At 67.5% G+C, this 17,842-nt stretch carries 15 protein-coding genes and 1 pseudogene; 12 read left to right on the top strand and 4 right to left on the bottom strand.

The window, feature by feature from the left end; translation table 11 throughout:
- The 7 genes and pseudogenes from ACFQEU_RS03805 to ACFQEU_RS03835 form a co-directional block, all read left to right on the top strand.
- Window positions 1-652: pseudogene (locus ACFQEU_RS03805) on the top strand (hypothetical protein); the annotation flags it as partial.
- A gap of 24 nt (window positions 653-676) precedes the next feature.
- Window positions 677-2,722, top strand: a complete 2,046-nt coding sequence (locus ACFQEU_RS03810; protein ID WP_379779435.1) for a type II secretion system F family protein — start codon at window positions 677-679, stop codon at window positions 2,720-2,722.
- Window positions 2,719-3,303, top strand: a complete 585-nt coding sequence (locus ACFQEU_RS03815; RefSeq protein WP_379779437.1) for a DUF7287 family protein — start codon at window positions 2,719-2,721, stop codon at window positions 3,301-3,303. The genes ACFQEU_RS03810 and ACFQEU_RS03815 overlap by 4 nt, the downstream gene beginning before the upstream one ends.
- 2 nt (window positions 3,304-3,305) lie before the next feature.
- A complete protein-coding gene (locus ACFQEU_RS03820) occupies window positions 3,306-3,965 on the top strand; it encodes a DUF7288 family protein (protein ID WP_379779439.1) in 660 nt (219 codons plus the stop codon).
- Window positions 3,953-4,942: a DUF7261 family protein gene (locus ACFQEU_RS03825; RefSeq protein ID WP_379779441.1), complete on the top strand. Its 990-nt coding sequence runs from the start codon at window positions 3,953-3,955 to the stop codon at window positions 4,940-4,942. The genes ACFQEU_RS03820 and ACFQEU_RS03825 overlap by 13 nt, the downstream gene beginning before the upstream one ends.
- A gap of 52 nt (window positions 4,943-4,994) precedes the next feature.
- Window positions 4,995-5,486: a DUF7266 family protein gene (locus ACFQEU_RS03830; protein ID WP_379779443.1), complete on the top strand. Its 492-nt coding sequence runs from the start codon at window positions 4,995-4,997 to the stop codon at window positions 5,484-5,486.
- The gene (locus tag ACFQEU_RS03835; RefSeq protein WP_379779445.1) at window positions 5,483-6,283 is read left to right on the top strand and encodes a DUF7289 family protein; all 801 of its coding nucleotides are present in this window, start codon (window positions 5,483-5,485) and stop codon (window positions 6,281-6,283) included. The genes ACFQEU_RS03830 and ACFQEU_RS03835 overlap by 4 nt, the downstream gene beginning before the upstream one ends.
- 95 nt (window positions 6,284-6,378) lie before the next feature.
- Here the strand turns inward: ACFQEU_RS03835 and ACFQEU_RS03840 are convergent, their stop codons facing one another.
- Window positions 6,379-7,785: a DUF7289 family protein gene (locus tag ACFQEU_RS03840; RefSeq protein ID WP_379779447.1), complete on the bottom strand. Its 1,407-nt coding sequence runs from the start codon at window positions 7,783-7,785 to the stop codon at window positions 6,379-6,381.
- Between the two features lie 149 nt (window positions 7,786-7,934).
- On the opposite strand from ACFQEU_RS03840, the gene ACFQEU_RS03845 reads away from it, so the two are divergent.
- Both ACFQEU_RS03845 and ACFQEU_RS03850 read left to right on the top strand, forming a co-directional pair.
- On the top strand, window positions 7,935-8,861 hold the full coding sequence (locus tag ACFQEU_RS03845; RefSeq protein WP_379779449.1) for a cation diffusion facilitator family transporter: 927 nt from the start codon (window positions 7,935-7,937) through the stop codon (window positions 8,859-8,861).
- A gap of 105 nt (window positions 8,862-8,966) precedes the next feature.
- On the top strand, window positions 8,967-9,650 hold the full coding sequence (locus ACFQEU_RS03850; RefSeq protein ID WP_379779451.1) for a YqjF family protein: 684 nt from the start codon (window positions 8,967-8,969) through the stop codon (window positions 9,648-9,650).
- A 78-nt stretch (window positions 9,651-9,728) separates the two neighbouring features.
- Here ACFQEU_RS03850 and ACFQEU_RS03855 read toward each other — a convergent pair whose 3' ends face one another.
- The gene (locus ACFQEU_RS03855; protein WP_379779453.1) at window positions 9,729-11,018 is read right to left on the bottom strand and encodes a Glu/Leu/Phe/Val family dehydrogenase; all 1,290 of its coding nucleotides are present in this window, start codon (window positions 11,016-11,018) and stop codon (window positions 9,729-9,731) included.
- A 197-nt stretch (window positions 11,019-11,215) separates the two neighbouring features.
- Here ACFQEU_RS03855 and ACFQEU_RS03860 point away from each other — a divergent pair, with 197 nt between their 5' ends.
- Together ACFQEU_RS03860 and ACFQEU_RS03865 are read left to right on the top strand one after the other, a co-directional pair.
- On the top strand, window positions 11,216-11,680 hold the full coding sequence (locus ACFQEU_RS03860; RefSeq protein ID WP_379779455.1) for a PH domain-containing protein: 465 nt from the start codon (window positions 11,216-11,218) through the stop codon (window positions 11,678-11,680).
- Window positions 11,677-13,542, top strand: coding sequence for a PH domain-containing protein (locus ACFQEU_RS03865; RefSeq protein WP_379779457.1), 1,866 nt, complete (start codon window positions 11,677-11,679; stop codon window positions 13,540-13,542). Before ACFQEU_RS03860 ends, ACFQEU_RS03865 begins: the two co-directional genes overlap by 4 nt.
- Window positions 13,543-14,216: 674 nt before the next feature.
- On the opposite strand, the gene ACFQEU_RS03870 is transcribed toward ACFQEU_RS03865, so the two are convergent.
- Window positions 14,217-15,362 carry an acyl-CoA dehydrogenase gene (locus tag ACFQEU_RS03870; protein ID WP_379779459.1) on the bottom strand — a complete coding sequence of 382 codons (1,146 nt, stop codon included), beginning with the start codon at window positions 15,360-15,362 and terminating at the stop codon, window positions 14,217-14,219.
- A 192-nt stretch (window positions 15,363-15,554) separates the two neighbouring features.
- Here ACFQEU_RS03870 and ACFQEU_RS03875 point away from each other — a divergent pair, with 192 nt between their 5' ends.
- Entirely contained in the window at window positions 15,555-16,622 is a 1,068-nt protein-coding gene (locus ACFQEU_RS03875) for a phytoene/squalene synthase family protein (RefSeq protein ID WP_379779461.1), read from the top strand.
- Between the two features lie 86 nt (window positions 16,623-16,708).
- Here the strand turns inward: ACFQEU_RS03875 and ACFQEU_RS03880 are convergent.
- Window positions 16,709-17,842, bottom strand: a 1,134-nt coding sequence (locus ACFQEU_RS03880) for a helicase-related protein (RefSeq protein WP_379779463.1), incomplete at its 5' end; no start/stop codon positions are given.

A 17,842-nucleotide genomic window follows, 5' to 3' on the forward strand; every position in this document is an offset into this window, starting at 1 on the left:
GCTCGACGAGGCGCTTCGAGCCGGCGTCTCGGCTGCCGCCGCGACCGCAGCGGCGGTCCATGCCGCCGTCGCGTCCACGGGCTCCGATAACGGGACGTCTCCCGACGCCGACGATGGGATGTCTCCCAGCACCAACGATGGACCGTCCAGCGTGAACGATCCGACTGTCGCGACGGGCCGGAACGTACAGGAAGATAGAACCAACACGGTAGCAGCGTCCTCGGACGTGGACGGCGCGCGGACGCTCGAATCGAACGGGGATAGCTCCGATCGGTCGAGCGATCCCGACAGACAAATCGAACAGACCGGTCAGGGAGAGTCGACCACCGCCGACGGCGACAGCGGGATCGACTTCGATCGCCCGTTCGATGGCGCTATCGACGTGATGGGACCGCCTTCCGATATCGACTCTGGCAGTGACAGTCCCGATTCGGAGGCCCGTGGGGAGCGGACCGAAACCAACGGTGCGACCGACGAGAACGGCCGTAGTGACGCCGAGGTCATCACGGACGGCGATACGGTCGATGAGGATACCAAAGAAACCGACGGCGACGACGCCAACGAGACCGACGGCGACGACGCGGCCGGGTCGGAGACGGATATCGACGAGTGGGGATTCGAGACTGTCGAGCCCACCGAGGAGGACGGGTAACATGAGCTCACAGGACGGGTCACCATGAGCCTCGATACGGGGCTTCGGGGCGGGACCGTGGACGACGACCCCCTCGGCCGGCTGTTCTACCCGGCGTTCCGGTTTCTGTTCGATCCCGACGGCGACTTCGTCGGAGACGTCGAGCGGAAGCTCGCGGAGGCCCGGATGCCCGACCCCGTCGAGATGTACGTCTCGCGGTCCCTCGGTGTCGGCTTGCTCGTGGGATTCCTCCTCTGGATCGTCGGGACCGTCATCGGCTACGCCGTGTTCTCTCTCGGGCTGATCGATCCCGAGATGCTGTCGCTCGGGATCCCCTCGCCGAGCCCGGCCGCGACGGAGCTGTTGCGGTCGCTCGTCGTTCCGGGGGCGGTGTTCATCAGCGGGCTGGTGTTCGGGTCGATCGGGTTCGCGCTCGGGTTCGGTGGCCTGATCGCGGTTCCGTACTCCCGGGCGTCGGCGCGGGAACGTGAGATCAACATGCTGCTCGCCGACTCCGTCTCGTTCATGTATGCGCTGTCGGTTGGAGGGCTCAACCAGCTCGAGATCCTGCGAGCGATGGCGACCGCCGAGGACACCTACGGCGAGGTATCGAAAGAGTTCCAGAGCGTGATCAACGAGACGGAGTACTTCGGCACCGACTACCGGAACGCGCTGCGGCAACAGTCGATGGAGACCCCCTCCGACGAGCTGTCGCAGTTCCTCGCGGATATGCTCTCCATCGTCAACTCCGGCGGGGACATGGAGTCGTTCCTGAAGGACAAAAAGGAGAAACACCTCCGTACCTCGAAACAGGAGCGCGAGATGACCCTCGAGACGCTGGAGCTGTTCGGCGAGATGTACATGACGCTCTCGCTTTTCCCCCTGCTTCTCATCGTCATCCTCGTGATCATGGGGATGATGGGCGAGTCGGACGACTTCCTGTTGTACGCCACGGTGTACCTGCTCATCCCGCTCACCGGGCTCGGCTTCCTCGTGCTCGTCTCGACGGTCAAGCAGGACGAACCCGGCGACGGCTACCTCCACCCGGACGGCGGCAGCGAGCGCCTCCGACAGACCAGCCGGGAAGGGCTGTTCCACTTCGGGCTCGTCGAGGCGTTCGTCGGGCGTGGTGGTGTGTTCGACCGGATCCGCGACCGCGAGGGGACGTACAAAACCACGCAGATCCTCGCCGCCCCGCACCACTTCCTCCGGGACAACCCGCTGTACACCCTCGCGCTGACCGTCCCCGCTGCCGGGGCGCTGCTCGCGGTCGCGGTCGCCGCTGGCTCCGCGCCGACGACGTTCGACGGTTGGGTCGACAGCCCGGTGTGGTCCGCGTTCATCTGGGTGTACGTCCCGGCATACGTGACGCTGATCCCGCTGGCGGTGTTCTACGAGTGGGACCAGCGCGCCAAGCGGGCGGTGACCGGGAAGCTCTCGGAGAACCTCCGGAAGCTCTCCTCCGCGAACGACACCGGTCAGACGCTCCTCGAGTCGGTCCGGACGGTCGCGGACACCTCCTCCGGGAAGCTCGCCGACGAGTTCGACGTGATCCACGCGAAAGTGAACTACGGGATGAGCCTCCGCGACGCCCTCGTCGAGTTCAACAACAAGTACGCCGTCCCAAGGCTTGCCCGGACGGTCAAGCTGATCTCCGAGGCACAGGAGGCGTCCTCACAGATCACCGACGTGCTGACGACCGCCGCACAGGCCTCCGAGAATCAGGACGACATCGAGCGCGAGCGACGCTCCAGAACCCGGATGCAGGTCGCGATCATCCTGATGACGTACGTCACCCTGCTGGGTGTGATGGCGATCCTCCAGACGCAGTTCATCGACGTGATGGGCGGGCTGGCGGCCGAGGCGGACGGCGGGTCGGCAGAGGCGGTCGGCGGCGGTGCGGGCCCCGACTTCGGCGGCGGCGTCGACCCGGACGTGCTCTCGATGCTGTTCTTCCACGCGGTGACGATACAGGCCGCCCTCTCCGGGTTCATCAGCGGCTACATCCGGAACGCGAACGTCCTCTCCGGCGTGAAGTTCGCGGTCGTCCTCATGACGCTGGCACTGGGGGTGTGGATATTCGTCGGATGACCCCCGAGCAACCCAATGCCGACCGCGGACGCAACCGTGCACAGACGCAGATCGACTTCGCGGTCGGCGCGGGCGTGTTCCTCGTCGCGCTCGCGTTCGTCATCGCGTTCGTACCGGCGCTGTTCGAGCCGTTCGCCGCCACCGAGAGCGCCTCGCCGATCGTGAGCGACCGGATCGCCGCGGCGACGGTCGACACGCTCGGGGCGTCGTCCGCCGAGGGACTGCACGCGCCGACGGAGCCGGGCGTGCTCTCGCCGGGGTGTACGGTCGCGTTCTTCACCGCGAACACGACGCTCAACGGGACGCTCGACTGCCCGTTCGACGCCGGCGACGACCCGGCCACGCTGTTCGGCCACGACGGGGACGTCCAGGTGATCGTCCACGAACTCGACGGGAGCGCACCGCGCGACGAGACGGAGCTCCCCGGCGTCGACATCGCGACCGAGGCGGGAACGTTCGAGAACGTGACGTTAAGCCGAGCGAGCGCCGATCCACTGGGGGCCACCGACGACACCACGGTCTCGGGACGGATCGTCTCGCTCGACGGCCAACAGTACCGGCTGACGGTGCGGGTGTGGTGACGATGGCCCGAACGATCACCCTCGGAGGCGACGACCGCGGCCAGGCACACACGCTGGAGGCGTTCGTGGCGGCGATCCTGCTCGTCGCGGGGCTCACGTTCGCGCTCCAAGCGACGGCGGTGACTCCGTTGTCCGCGAGCACGTCGAACCAACACATCGAGAACCAGCAGCGCGCGACCGCGACCGACCTCCTCGAGACGAGCGCCGCGAACGGCGACCTCCGCGAGGCGGTGCTGTACTGGGATCCCGGCAACGAGTCGAGGGACTCCGGGTTCGCCGGGACCCGAGAGGGCCTGACGTATCACACCGGGGGCGGGCCGCCGAACGCGTTCGGCGAGGCCCTAGACCGGGCGTTCCTCGAATCCCGGATCGCGTTCAACGTCCACGTGACGTATCACGTCGGGGATCACGCATACGGCGAGAAACCGTTCCGCAGCCAGCGGATGGTGTACATGGGGTCGCCGAGCGACAACGCCGTGACGGCCACCCGGACGGTGACGGTGTCGAACGACACGACCCTGACCGCGCCGGGGTTCGAGGACCGGCGGCTCTCGGACGTCGAACCGGACCCACCCGTAACGGACGGCTTCTACGCCCCTGGCGTCGGCGACGGGCCGACGTACAACTATCTGGAGGTGCGCATCGTCGTATGGCGCATGTGAGCATCGACCTCCCGGACGGCGAGCGCTTCCGCGGGTCGGACCGCGGCCAGCTGCTGGTGGTCGCCGGCCTCGTGATGGCGGTGTCGCTCGTCGCGCTCGTCGTCCTGCTCAACGCCACCATCTACAGCGAGAACGTCGCGACCCGCGGGATCGAGGCGGCGGACGGCGAGGCGACGGAGGTGCGGGTCGTCACCGTCGAGGGCGTCGGCGAGACGATCGACGCGGTGAACCGGGCACACGAGGGTGAGGATCCCCCGACCGACGCGGCTCTCGCCGACATCGACGAGCTCGAGGAGCGGCTCGGTCGAAGCTACGCCAGACGCGGGGCTACGGTACAGCTGGACGCCGATGCCAGCCGCACGAGCGGGGGCGACCGCGTCGACACCGCCGGCAAGGACACCTCGCTCGCGAACGCGACGAACGCGACGTCGTACACCGTGGCAGGGAATATCGACGGCACGCGCGGGTTCGTCCTCGACCTCGAAGTCGACTCGCTCGCGAGCTCGACGGCCGGCGACGCCGCCGACGAGGCGTTCCACGTCGTCGTCGATCCGGCGGGCAACGAGCGCCGCGAGGTGTACGTCTATCGGGACGACGGCTCCGACGATGTCGTCGTCGCGGCCGGCGACGGGGGCGAGGACCCCGCCGTCGTCTGCACTGTCGACCCGGTGGGAGCCGACCGCGTGTCGGTCGACGTTACCGGCGAGCGGCTGGACGGAGAGCCGTGTGTCGGCCTGTGGCCGTCGGACCGACTCGCCCCGGGGAACGAACACACGCTCGAAGTCGGGAACGGCGACGCGGCCGACGGCGTGATACGCGCGACGGTCCGGCCGACGAACACCGAGCTCGTCACCGACGTCGACGACGCCGACACCGCTGGGGCGGTGTACGACGCCACGGTCGACCTCACCTATCGCACCGCCGAGCTGTGGTTCGAGACGACCCTCCGGGTCGCCCCGGGTGAGCCCGATGCGTGAGGGTAGCGGGACCCGAGGTCCGACCCGAGATCCGGCCCGCGGTCGGAGGTCCGTGCCCGACGACGAGCGCGCGGTGAGCACGGCCGTCGGGTACGTGTTGACCCTCGCCATCGGCGCGGTGTTGCTCTCGGGCGTCGTCATCGGGGTCGGCGGGCTGCTCGACTCACAGACCGACCGGGCGGTCCGCGGGGACCTCTCCGTCGTCGGGCAGGGGGTCGTCGCCAACCTCGAGAACACCGACCGGCTCGCTCGGGCGGCGGAGGCTGGGCGGACCGATCCGGCAGTCGATCCGGCGGACGGAACCGCCGTCGTCGAGATCGAGGTCGACCTGCCGAGACGCGTCGCCGGGGTTCCCTACACCGTCGAGGTCGGTCAAGACGCGGTGACGGTCCGGACGGACCGGCCGGCCGCCAGCGTCCGGATCCCGCACGCGGCTCGCGTCGACGTGGCGGAAACGACCCTTCGTGGCGGTCCGCTCCGGATGGCGTACGACGCGGACCCTGACGACCCGGCGAACGGGACACTCGAGGTGACAGAGCAATGACTCGTGGACGCCTCGGTGAAACCGGTGGGGACTCTCCCGACGAACGGGCCGTCAGTGACGTGGTCGGCTACGTGCTCGTGTTCGCGTTGGTGACGGCGACGCTCGCGGCCGTGTTCACGATCGGGTTCGTGGGTTTGGAGGAGCGCCAAGACGCCGAGCGAGTCGAAAACGTCGAGCGGGCCTTCGACGTGCTCGACGACAACGTCCGTGACATCCAGCGCTACGAGGACCCGAGCCGGGCGACGGAGGTCCGGCTCAGCGGGGGTTCGATGTCGCTCGCGGAGCCGACGACCGTCACCGTCGAACAGCTGGACGCCGGGAACAACACGGTGGGGAACGTGACGACGCGAACGTCGAACGCGATCACGTACACCCGGGACGACACGACGATCGGGTACGACATGGGAGCCCGGTTCCGGACGCAGGGAGACACGACGGTGTTCCGCTCCGGTCCGCGGTTCGTCGCGGAGGACGGGAAGACGGTGCTCCCGATCGTCAGAACCCGTCTCGGTGACGGGTCGGACACCGTACGCGGCGACGGGACCGTGCAGGTGTCGACCGAAACCGCCGAGCTCCGGTGGTTCGAGTATCCGGAGTCGGACGTCGACCCCGCCGACGTGGAGGACATCCGGATCCGGATCGACTCCCAGCGGGCGGACGCCTGGGGTGAGTACCTAGAGCGGACAGGCGGGTTCTCCGTCGTAGAGACGGGTGAGACCTCCGTTTCGGCGCGTCTCGAACACGACGACGCCGTCTACATTCGGGTGTACGTGGTCGACGTCTCGTTCCGTCGGTGACCTGTTACGGCACCTACGGTTCCAGTCGGTGACGCGTCGTGAATGGCTCACGCGTGACCTAACAGAGAACCGGGGCGATCAGTCGACCGAGGCGGTCAGTCGAACCGGAGCTCGACCGTGTTCTCGCTCACGTGGAGATACGTGATCGGGTTCTGTCCGGGGCCGCCAGTGATCGTGAGCTGGATCCCGGCGAGGCCGGGATCGTACTCCATCTCGGAGTTCCCACCCAAGTCGACGCGGTCGAACACGAACGAGCCACGGAGCGTGGGGTTCCCGTTGGCTTCGAGGTGCGCGTTCGGCGCGTAGATGATCGCGTCGATCTCCGCGTTCCCGATGCCGTTAGTGTTCTCCGCGACGCCACCGTTCACGTAGAACTGGGTCCGCTGTGCGTCGATTGACGACGCCATCGTCCCTATCGTCGGGTTGTTGAGGTCCCAGTCGCCGTTGATGTAGTACCGGACCTCGTGTTCCGTCTCATCGACGATCTGGAGGTCGCTTCCTCCGCTGTCGAAATCCCCGTCGATGGCGATAACGATGTCCCCTCCCGTCGTGTTGAACTCGACATCTTCAGTGAGGTCGAAGTCGCCGTCGCTGTAGTAGACACCGTCCGTACAGGTGTCGACACCCAAACACTCGGTGATGTCCGCCCCCTCGTCCGCACCGCGTTCGAGCTGGTCATCGATCACGACCGACGGCGACGGATTCGATGCCCCGAGCTCGTACTCGTCCTCGTGCAGCGGGATATCCATGTCCGTGTCGTCGCTGCCGAGCGCGAGCGGCTTGTCGAGTGACACCTCGTCCGGCACGACCAGCCGAGCCGTCGCAGTCCGGTTCTCGTCGTCCTTGCTCACGTCGCCGTCGGCGCGCTGGGAGAAGAAGTCGTACCACCCCTCGTAGTAGTCGCTCTCGATCTCGACGATCACGGTCCCGTTCTGGAGCGGGTTGTCCACGTTCGGGAACACCCGCTCGCCGACGGCCTGTTTGCGGACGACGCCGGTCCCGCGGTTCGGTGCCGCGTCGTCGCCGGTCAACCGGACGATCGGGAACGTGAGCGTGCTCCCGCGGTAGTGGTACTCCGGCGGCGACACCATTCTACCGCGATCACCCTCCAGACTCCAAACGCCGCCGCCCTGTACGGCCACCTGGCGACTATCACCGGTGTACGTCAGCGTGCCGAGGTCGAACGACTCGCTCGCGACCGTTCCGTTCGGATCCTCGATCCGGATCTCGACGTGACCGGCCTCCTCGTCCAACCGGAGGTCGCCGCCGTCGACGTCGCCGAGATCGAACCGCTTGGCGTCGGTCTCGCCGAGCGCGACCAGGCTCGCCTGCGAAGTCAGCTGTGACATCCCGTTCTCGACGCCGGCGGAGCGCGCGTCGTCGGTGACTGCCGCGAGCGCGACGCTGCCCGTCGCCACCGTCACCGTCACAGCGGCGATCGTGATCCCCAGGAGGAACACCGTCCCGAGGACCTCGCTTTGGGCACGCTCACGGCGGAACATACGATCACTTCGTCGTCACAGTATATAAACGTCGACCGCCGAGTATCGAGACTGATAGCACTTGCACGGCCCAACGGCGACATCGACCGATTGCTGGTGGAGCGACCCTGCGACACATCACTTAAGAACGCTCGCGGTCGATTCCGGATATGAGTGACCCCCCAGTGCTCGGCGAGAAACGACGGTTCCGTCGAGCTGCGGGGGTGAACGTCGTCGGGAACACCGCGAAGATCGTCGTCGAGGGGGCCGCCGGGCTCGCGTTCGGGAGCGTGGCGCTGCTTGCCGACGCGGCCCACTCCGTCGCCGACCTCGTCGCCAGCGCCGTCGTGTTCGTGTGGGGTGGGTCGCGGTACGACGGCCCGGACCCGGAACACCCGCACGGCCACCAGCGGATCGAACCGCTGACGGCGCTGTTCGTCGGGGCGATCATCTTCCTGTTGGGTCTCGTTCTCCTGCGCGAGTCGGCTCTCGGCCTGTTCGGCGTGCCTGAAGTCTCCGCCAGCCCCGTGTTGATCGGGGCGCTGCTGTTCGCGATCGCCGATATGTACGCGCTCTACTGGTACACGACGCGAGTGAACACGGATCTCGGATCGACCGCGCTCGCCGCGCTCGCGACCGACTGTCTGAACGACATCTACACGTCGCTCGCCGCGATGGTCGGGGTGCTCGGCGCGCTGTTCGACGTCCCGGTGCTCGACCCGGTCGCGGGCGCGCTCGTGAGCCTGCTCGTGATGTATCAAGGGGTGAACATCGCTCGTGAGAACGTGACGTATCTCGTTGGCGCGGCCCCGCCCGCGGGCGACCGTCAGCGGGTGGTCGGTGCGCTCCGCGAACATCCAGAAGTGGTCGGCGTTCACGACCTTCGCGTGTTCTACGACGGGACGGATCTGGAGGTCGAAGTCCACGTCGAGGTCGACGGCGAGATGACGCTCCGACACGCCCACGACATCGAGACCGAGCTCGTCACCCGGCTGCGGGCGTTGGAGGGAATCGGGGACGTCCACGTGCACCTCGACCCGTCCGGCGTCGGCGAGTGGAAGGACGCGGAGGAGTCGACCCCGACCGGGACCGACTGAGATCACGGCGTCGGCGCGGTGAGGGCTGACCAGCCGCACGGACGCAAACGACTCTCCATTACCCGGCAGCGTGTGGGTTATGCCGCTCACGACCCAACGATCGGTATGTTCGGTCGTCGCTGGTTGGAGATGACGTGGCGCGACGGACTGTTCGTCCACTGGGCGGTCGATCCCGCCCTCGTCGCCGACACGCTTCCCGATAGGCTCCGGGTCGACACGCACGACGGGGACGCGTATCTCGGTGTCGTCCCCTTCGTGATGGCGGATATCCGCCCCCGTGGGTCCCCGATCGGACTCTCCTTTCCGGAGCTGAACCTCAGGACCTACGTCGAAGGGCCGAACGGCCCGGGCGTCTACTTCTACAACCTTGACGCGGCCGATCGCCTCGGGGTTGCGGTGGCACGACGACTCTTCGCGCTCCCGTACTATCGAGCCCGGGTGGAGGTGACTCGTGATGGCGAGGCGGTGCGGTTCTCCAGCGATCGAACGCATCGAGGCGCGCCCGCGGCGACGTTCGACGCGACGTACGAACCGACCGGCGACCCGTTCACACCCGAACCCGGGTCGTTGGCGGCGTTCCTCGTGGAGAACTACCGCTTTTACGCGCGTGGGAACCGGCTGTACTGCGGCGAGATCGGACACGACCCGTGGACGCTTCGGCCGGCGGACGCCGAAATACGGACCAACACGCTGTTCGAGGCGAACGGCTTCGATCGGCCGAAGGGGGACCCGATCGTCCACGCCGCCGACCCGATCGACGTGACCGCGGACCGGATCCGACGGGTCTGACCGGCCGGTGGAATCGGGCCGTCGACGACGTTGACCGGCGATCGGTTCCGATCGACCGGCGGGTCCGGGCTCCCGCAGTCAGGGGAACAGCCCGCGGTACTCGTGTGCGCTCGCGGTTCGCTCCAACGCCAGCGTGTACGCCGCGGTCCGGAGATCTGGGACGTCTCCCACGTCGTACCGCTCGATGGTGTCGTCGAACGCTGAGCCGATGCGTCGTTCCAGCTCCGCGTTGACCGTCTCCAGCGGCCAGGAGAACTCCTGTGCGTTCTGTACCCACTCCAGATACGAGACGATGACGCCGCCGGCGTTCGCGAGGATGTCGGGGACGACGGGGACGTCCCGTCCGGAAAGCACCTCGTCGGCCGCCACCGTCGTCGGTCCATTTGCGGCCTCGACGATCGCGCCCGCCCGCAGGTCGTCCACGTTGTCGGCGGTGATCACGCCCTCGATCGCCGCTGGAACGAGGACGTCCACGTCGAGCGTCAACAGCGTCTCGTTTGTGACGAGCTCCGCGTCGTCCTCGGGCGAACGCTCCGGCTCGCTCCGTGTGTCGCCGGCGGTATACTCCTCGATGAGGCCACCGGCACCGACGTGGTCCGCGAGCGCCGCGACGTCGAGCCCGTCGGGATCGTACGCCGCGCCGGTCACGTCGGAGGTCGCGACGACGGTCGCACCCATCTCGTCGAGGAGCTGAGCCGCGTTCGATCCGACGTTCCCGAACCCCTGGATCGCGACCGTCGCGTCAGTGAGCTCGCGGTCGAGGTACTCGAAGAGGCGCTCGGTGACGATCGAGACGCCGCGACCGGTCGCCTCGACGCGCCCCGGCGTCCCGCCGATCTCGAGCGGCTTGCCGGTGACGACCTGCGGGACCGAGTACCCCTCGTACATCGAGTAGGTGTCCATCATCCACGCCATCGTCTGTGGGTTCGTGTTCATGTCCGGCGCGGGCACGTCGATCTCGGGCCCGATCATCCGCCGGATCCCCTCGGTGTACCGGCGGGTAAGCCGCTCGAGGTCGCGTTCCGTGAGGTCTTTGGGCTCGCAGATGACGCCGCCCTTCGCGCCCCCGTACGGGAGGTCGACGAGCGCCGCTTTCCACGTCATCCAGCCGGCGAGCGCCTCCACTTCCTCCTGTGTCACCGTGGGGTGGTAGCGAACGCCACCCTTGAACGGACCGCGGGCCCCGTCGTACTGACAGCGGTACCCCTCGAACACCTCCACCTCGCCGGATTCGAGCTCGACCGGGAGCGTGACTTTCAGCGTCCGCTCCGGGTGTTTGAGCCGCTCGAAGACGCCCTCGTCGACGTCGGCGTACTCCGCGGCGCGGTCCATCTGCGCGAGCATGTTGTCGAACGGGTCGTCGGCCATCGTCCGCCACTCTCTGGTGACGGGTGATATCGGTTTCGCAAATATTGCGAGGGGCGCGACGGGGTACGCCGCCCGTCGGATGGGGCGAAGACCGAGCCGCATGTCGGGTGCCGCTCCTCCAGCGTTTCGCCGGATCTTATAAGTGACCGTCGACAACGGAGCGGTATGAGACCCGCACACGTGACGGAGGAACGTCGATGACGGCACAGCGGCTACACCCACGCGTCCGGATCGTGTGGGTCGTACGCGCCGTCATCATCGCGTTGTTCCTCTCGGTGCCCGTCGCGGGCGCCCACTACCTCGGCTACCTCCCACGGTGGGTACCGGCCGTCGCCGGCGTGACGTTCGCCCTCCTCGGTGTCATCCACGCCGTCCTCCGATACCGCCGGTGGAGCTACGAGATCCGCGAGGACGCCCTCTACTTGGATCGCGGCGTCATCACGCAAGTCAGAACCACCGTGCCGCTCGTGCGTATCCAACACGTCGACTCCCGGCGCGGCCCGGTCGAACGCGGGGTCGGGTTGGCGTCCTGTGTCGTGTACACCGCCGGCTCGCGCGGCGCGGACGTCCGTATTCCCGGGTTGACCCCCGACGGGGCCAGCGACCTCCGTGAGGAGCTGAAACGACTGGCGATCCGCGCCGACGGGGAGGACGCGGTGTGAAGCTCGCGCCGCAGTCGATCCCGTACCGTGCGCTTCAGCGAGTCCTCGGGATCGTTATCCTGCTGTTCTTTCTCGCGTCCGCCAACGAGTGGGGTGTACTCGTCGGCGGGGCGGTCGCGCTCGCCCTCGTGCTCGTCTCCGTCGGCTACGAGGTCGCCTACTACCGGCGCTTCGAGTACGAGCTCACCGAGGACACGTTAGACATCTCCTCGGGGGTGATCTCCCGGCGCGAACGCGAGATCCCCTATCGGCGGATCCAGAACGTCGACATCAGCCGCAGCGTGATCCAGCGGGCGATCGGCGTCGCCGCCGTCGACTTGGAGACCGCTGGCGGTTCGAGCACCGAAGGGTCGATCCGGTTCGTGACCCCTGAAGAGGCCACGCGGCTCCAGCGCGAGGTCCAACGCCGGAAGTCCGCGGCGTCGACGTCGGCCGACACCGACGAGAACGGCGACCCGGTCGGCCCGACGGAGGAGGACCTGTTCGCGATCTCGCCGCGCGAGCTCGCCCTCGTCGGCGCGCTCTCGTTCGACGGCCGGCTCATCGGCTTACTCGCGTTCCTCGGATCCGGTTCGTTCCCGGTGTTGTCCGGGTTCCTCCCCGACGCGTCGGCCGCGGTGCTCACCGCGTTCGCGATCGTCGCCGTCGGCGTCCTCTTCCTCGCTTCGTGGGTGATCGGTGCGGGACTGGCGTTCTCGAACTACTACGGGTTCCGACTCTCGCGCGCCGGCGACGAGCTCCGCTACGAGCGCGGCTTGTTCCGCCGGTACAGCGGCTCGATCCCGACGGAGAAGGTACAGACCCTGACGGTCTCTGACAACCCGGCGAAACGCCTGCTCGGCTACGCAAGCCTCTCGATCGAAACCGCGGGGTACGCGCCCGGACAAGGCGGCGATTACGGGAGCCAAGCGGCGGTCCCCATCGCGTCGACTGACCGCGTGTACGAGCTGGCCCGCGAGGTCGAGTCGTTCGGCGATCCCGAGTTTAACCGGCCGCCGAAGCGGATCCGGTGGCGGTACGTGTTCCGTTACACGATGGTCCTCGGCGTTCTGGCGGGGATCGCGTTCGCGGTCGACTGGTACGTTACGCCTGATCTCCCCTGGTACGCGGTGCTCGCGCTGCTCGTCGCGGTCCCGCCCGCGGCCCACCTGAAGTGGAAACATCGCGGCTACTGGCTGGGCGAGGACCACCTGTTGACCCGCAACGGGTTCTGGAGTCGCGAAGTGAAGGCGGTCCCGTACTACCGCATCCAGAACGTCATCGACAGCCGGACCGTGTTCCAGCGGCGTTGGAACGTCGCGACGATCGTCGCGGACACCGCCGGAACCGGATCGCTCGTTGGGAGCGACGCCGCCGCGATCGACTTCGACACCGAGGAGGCGATCGCGCTCCGCGACGAGCTCAGAGCCCGGCTGGGGGACGCGCTCGCGGACCGGCGGGCCCGGCGAACCGCGTTCGAGTGGTTCGAGGGGAATATCGGGAGCGACGAGCCGGCGGACGCGATCGGGGACGAATCCAGTGACGAGGAGCCGGTCGAAGACGATGCCGGCGTCGAACCGGCACCGGACGACGCCGACGGCGACGAGTCGACTACGGGCGAACCCCAAGATGATCCGGTGGACGATCTCCCCGACGACGGGGTCGTCCGTCCGGACTTCTCGACGACGACGCGGGACTACTCACAGCCCGCAGAGCGTATCGACACGGGCGAGTACGCCGTCGATCAGTTCCCGTCTGACACCGACGTGGCGCACCGTCCACAGGAGAATTCCGGCGACGAGTCGGCCACCGACGATTCGGAACCCGAGGATCCCTCCGGCGACGCCTCCAGCGAGGCCTCCGACGACGAGTCCGGGAGGTAGCTGACGCCGACTCTCACACGTCGCTGATGCCGACCCTTACGAAGAATACGAGGCGAAAGCCTCGCCCTTCAGGGCGGGGATGAAGCCGACAAACCCTACACAACCGACATTATCAACTATCCCGGCGTCGTATCATGTGGTAAGACAACTCGCGTAAACTCCCAATCGGAAGAACCGGGGCCACTTCCCGCTGATACGGACGGTTCCACGCCCACTACCGGCAAACCCGGTGGGGAGTACGTGGTTGAGGTTCGTCCGCCGTCCTCACAGTACCCCTACCCGTCACTGGAGACGGTCGGCAACGACCGCGCACACGAGGGGGTGACAGCACATCAAAACACGCCCCGTTCGCGGTTGCACTCCGCCCTCGTCGGCGGAGTACGGTCGATGGCACGACCCGTGTCCGCCCCCGTTCCAACCGTGGGCGGTTGCCCGGTATTCGGACGCTTCGGTCAAGCGGTATCGGGTACGGCACAAGCGGATACCGCGTCCATCTCGGACGTTGAATACACCATACCCTCGTTTCGAGGGCCGACGTGTAGCGCACGAACCCGGTACTCACCACGCGAGGTGAGGAAGTTGCCTTCGGGGACTGACGGAACGGCCCGACGCCCCACGAAGGAATCCTCGCGCTTCAGTGCGGGGAGGATGTCAATGGTCGCTGATGCCGACTCTCACTCGTCGAGCAGCTGTTGTGCGATCGTGTTCCGAAGCACCTCGCTCGTCCCCTCGTAGATCTCGTTGAGTTTGGCGTCGCGATAGAACCGCTCGGCGGGGAAGTCCTTGGTGTACCCGTAGCCACCGTGGATCTGGATCCCCTCGTTGGCGACCTCCCGGGAGACCTCCGAGGCGTACAGTTTCGCCTGTGCGGCCTCCTTGATGAATCCCTCGTCCCGCTCCTTCAGATCCGCCGCTTCGTGCATCAGTAGCCGCGCGGCCCGGACCTTGGTGTCCATATCGGCGAGCTTGTGCTGGATCGCCTGGAAGTCGGCGATCGGCCCGCCGAACTGCTCGCGCTCCGTCGCGTACTCCACGGCCGCGTCGAGGGCGGCCTGTGCGATCCCGACCGAGCGCGCCGCGATGGTGATCCGTCCGCCGTTTAACGTCTTGAGCGCTTGGACGAACCCGTCGCCCTCGTCGCCGAGGAGCCGGTCTTCCGGGATCCACATGTCGTCGAACCGGAGCTCGGCCGTCGGACACCCTTTGTCGCCGAGTTTGTCCTCCGTCCCCTCGACGATGAACCCGTCGTCCTCCTCGGGTCGGACGACGAACGACGAGATCCCCTTCCGGCCCGCCTCGGGGTCGGTCTTCGCGAACACGGTCACCGTGTCCGCGACGGACCCGTTCGATATCCACAGCTTCCCGCCGTTCACGACGTAGCCGTCGCCGTCGTGTTCGGCCGTCGTCGACATCGCGGGCACGTCCGAGCCGGCCTCCGCCTCCGACAGCGCGAACGCGCCGATGTCCTCGCCGGTGTTCAGCGGGGTGAGGTACGTCTCCTTTTGTCGCTCGTCGCCGAACGCGTACACCATGTTGCCGGCGAGTGACGTGTGTGCGGCCACGACGGTCCCGAGCCCGCCCGAGCCGCGTGATATCTCCGATAGCCCGATCGCGTAGCTGTGGTAGTCGAGTCCGGGCCCGCCGTACTCTATCGGGAACGGCATCCCCAACAACCCGAGGTCGGCCATTTCGTCGATCAGGTCGGCGGGGAACTCGTCGGCCTCGTCGATCTCGGCGGCCCGCGGGACGACCTCCTCGTCGACGAACTCCGCGACGGTGTCGCGGATCTGCTCCTGCTCCGATGAGAGCGTGAAGTCCATGATCGTTCGTTCGGTCCGGGGAACTTAGCCGTTTTCACGTGTCGCGCACCAGTCGATGTCGACTCGATCGCACGACTGGGGCGGTGTCTCATCCCGAGATCCGCCGGTAGCGACCCGCGATCCTCACCGATCACATGCGGGCACGTGCCGCGAGGCTTTTTTATGGGTCGTACCGTAAGGTCGGGTAACTGAATGAGCGGACGAGAACACTACCCCGCTGAGCCCGACCTCCCGTGGTGTCACGAGGCGGTCCAAGGGGTGTCCCGTACCTTCGCGCTGACCGTCGACGTGTTGGAGGAACCGATGGCCTCACAGATCTGTCTCGGGTACCTGCTTTGTCGGGTCGCCGATACCGTCGAGGACGCAGGGCACATCCCACCCGAGGAACAGACCGCGGTGCTCGAGACGTACAAGCAGGCGATCGACCCGGAGACCGATGTCGGGATCGAACGGTTCCGCACGGAGGTCGACGAGTGGCTCCCGGCCCCCGACGAGCGGAACGACGACTGGGAGGTCGTCGCCGAGTCCCCAACGGTCGTCGCGACGTTCAACGAGCTCGATCCCGACGCACAGGAGGCTATCATCCCGCCCGTCGTCGAGATGGTCGACGGGATGGCGATGTTCCTCGATCGCCACGCCGCGGAAGGAGGCCTCCGGATCGACGACCGCGACGAGCTCGAACAGTACTGCTACTACGCCGCCGGCACCGTGGGGAACCTCATCACCAACCTCCTCACGCGGGGGGACGTCCGCGACGACCGCGCCCGACAGCTCCGGGAGACGGCCGAGGAGTTCGGGCTCCTCTTACAGCTCGTGAACGTCTCGAAGGACGTCTACGACGACTACACCGAGGAGAACAACGTGTACCTCCCCGCCGAGTGGCTGGAGGCGGAGGGCGTCGACCAGGAGGCCGTGATCGATCCGGAGAACCGCGAGTCATCCGCGCGGGTCGTCAACCGTACCGCCGAGTACGCTCGGTCGTTCCTTGACGACGCGCAGGCGTACTTGGAGACGATGCCGCTGTCCCACGGTAACACGATGGAGGCGTGGACGGTACCGTACCTGCTCGCCGTGGGCACGCTCCGCGAGCTCGGCTCCCGTCCGGAGGACGCGCTGACGGAGGCGGGCGTGAAGATCTCCAGACAAGAAGTGTTTGCCGTGATGTCCGTCGCGGGCGACGCCGGACGCGACTCGCTCGCAGAGCTGCGCGAGACGATCGCCAGAACGCCGTATCACCGCGCCGTCGAGCCGGCCGACTAACGCCGCAACCCGCTTTTCGGGCGGTGACGCTGTAGGAACGTCTTTCGAGGGTGCACTGCCAGCGCACAGCCTTCGGAGCCGTACCGCTATAGCCGTGACCGCGCACGCGGCACTGCCGGCACCGACACCTCGATCGTGTCACCCAGCGCCTCGGCCGCGCTCAACAGCCACTCCGCCCGCTCGACGCGCGAGTCGAGGTCCCCTGGCCCGATCCGGTACGCCTCGACCAGCTCCTCCACCGTCGCGCCACCGATCCACTCGTCGAGGATCCGCGCGGTTTTCACCGCCTCCAGCCACCCCTCGAAGTCGTCGGCCTCGCCCATCCGGGTCGTCAGCGCGGCGGCATTGTTGTCGGCAAAGCTATACATCTCGGCCCGCTCGCGGTTCCCGAGATACGTGTCCTGCATGTCCGGGGTGTCACAGACGATCTCGAACGCGGTAAGCGTCGTCGCGCTCGCCATCTCGGCGGCCGTGTGGAGCCCCTCGACGATCCGCTCGCCCGTCTCCGGGCGGACGTACTGTCTGGAGGTCGTCTCGCCGACCGGGGTCGCAACGAGCCGATACGCGTCGACGCCCCCGGTCTCGCGGCGGACCATTCCGGCGTCGACGAGATCGTCGACGGCGACGGCGACCGCGTCGGCCAGGCCGCCGGCACCGGCCTCCCGCGCGTAAAACGTCCCGTCGAACACGTCGAGGATCTCCGCTTCCGTCCCCGCGAACCCGGTCGCGATCGCCGAGAGCACGTGTGTCCGCAGCGACGCGGGGTCGGCGAGCGTTGACTCGACGGCTTCGGGGTCGCCCTCGACGTAGCGCGCTACCAGCTCCGCTCTCGTCGCCGGCTCCCCCACCAGTACCGCCTCGCCGTGCGGATCGAGGCCGGGGCGACCCGCACGGCCGCACATCTGGTGCACTTCGAGTGTCGGCAGCCACTCCATCGACGAGCCGGTGTACCGCCGCTGATCGCGGACGACGACGCGTCTCGCGGGGACGTTGACCCCCGCTGCGAGCGTGGGTGTCGCACAGATACAGGCGATGGAACGCTCGCGGAACCCGCGTTCGACGACCGTCCGATGGCCCGCTCGGAGCCCCGCGTGATGGAACGCGACGCCGGACCGGAGACAGTCGGCGAGCTGTCGACCCGTCAGCGTCCCGTCGATGTCGGCCGCATCGGCGGCCACCCGTGCCGCGTCGTCCTCGATCCCCATCGCCTCGGCCAGCCC

The sequence above is a fragment of the Halorubrum tibetense genome (genome assembly GCF_042661865.1).
Lineage (GTDB): Archaea > Halobacteriota > Halobacteria > Halobacteriales > Haloferacaceae > Halorubrum > Halorubrum tibetense.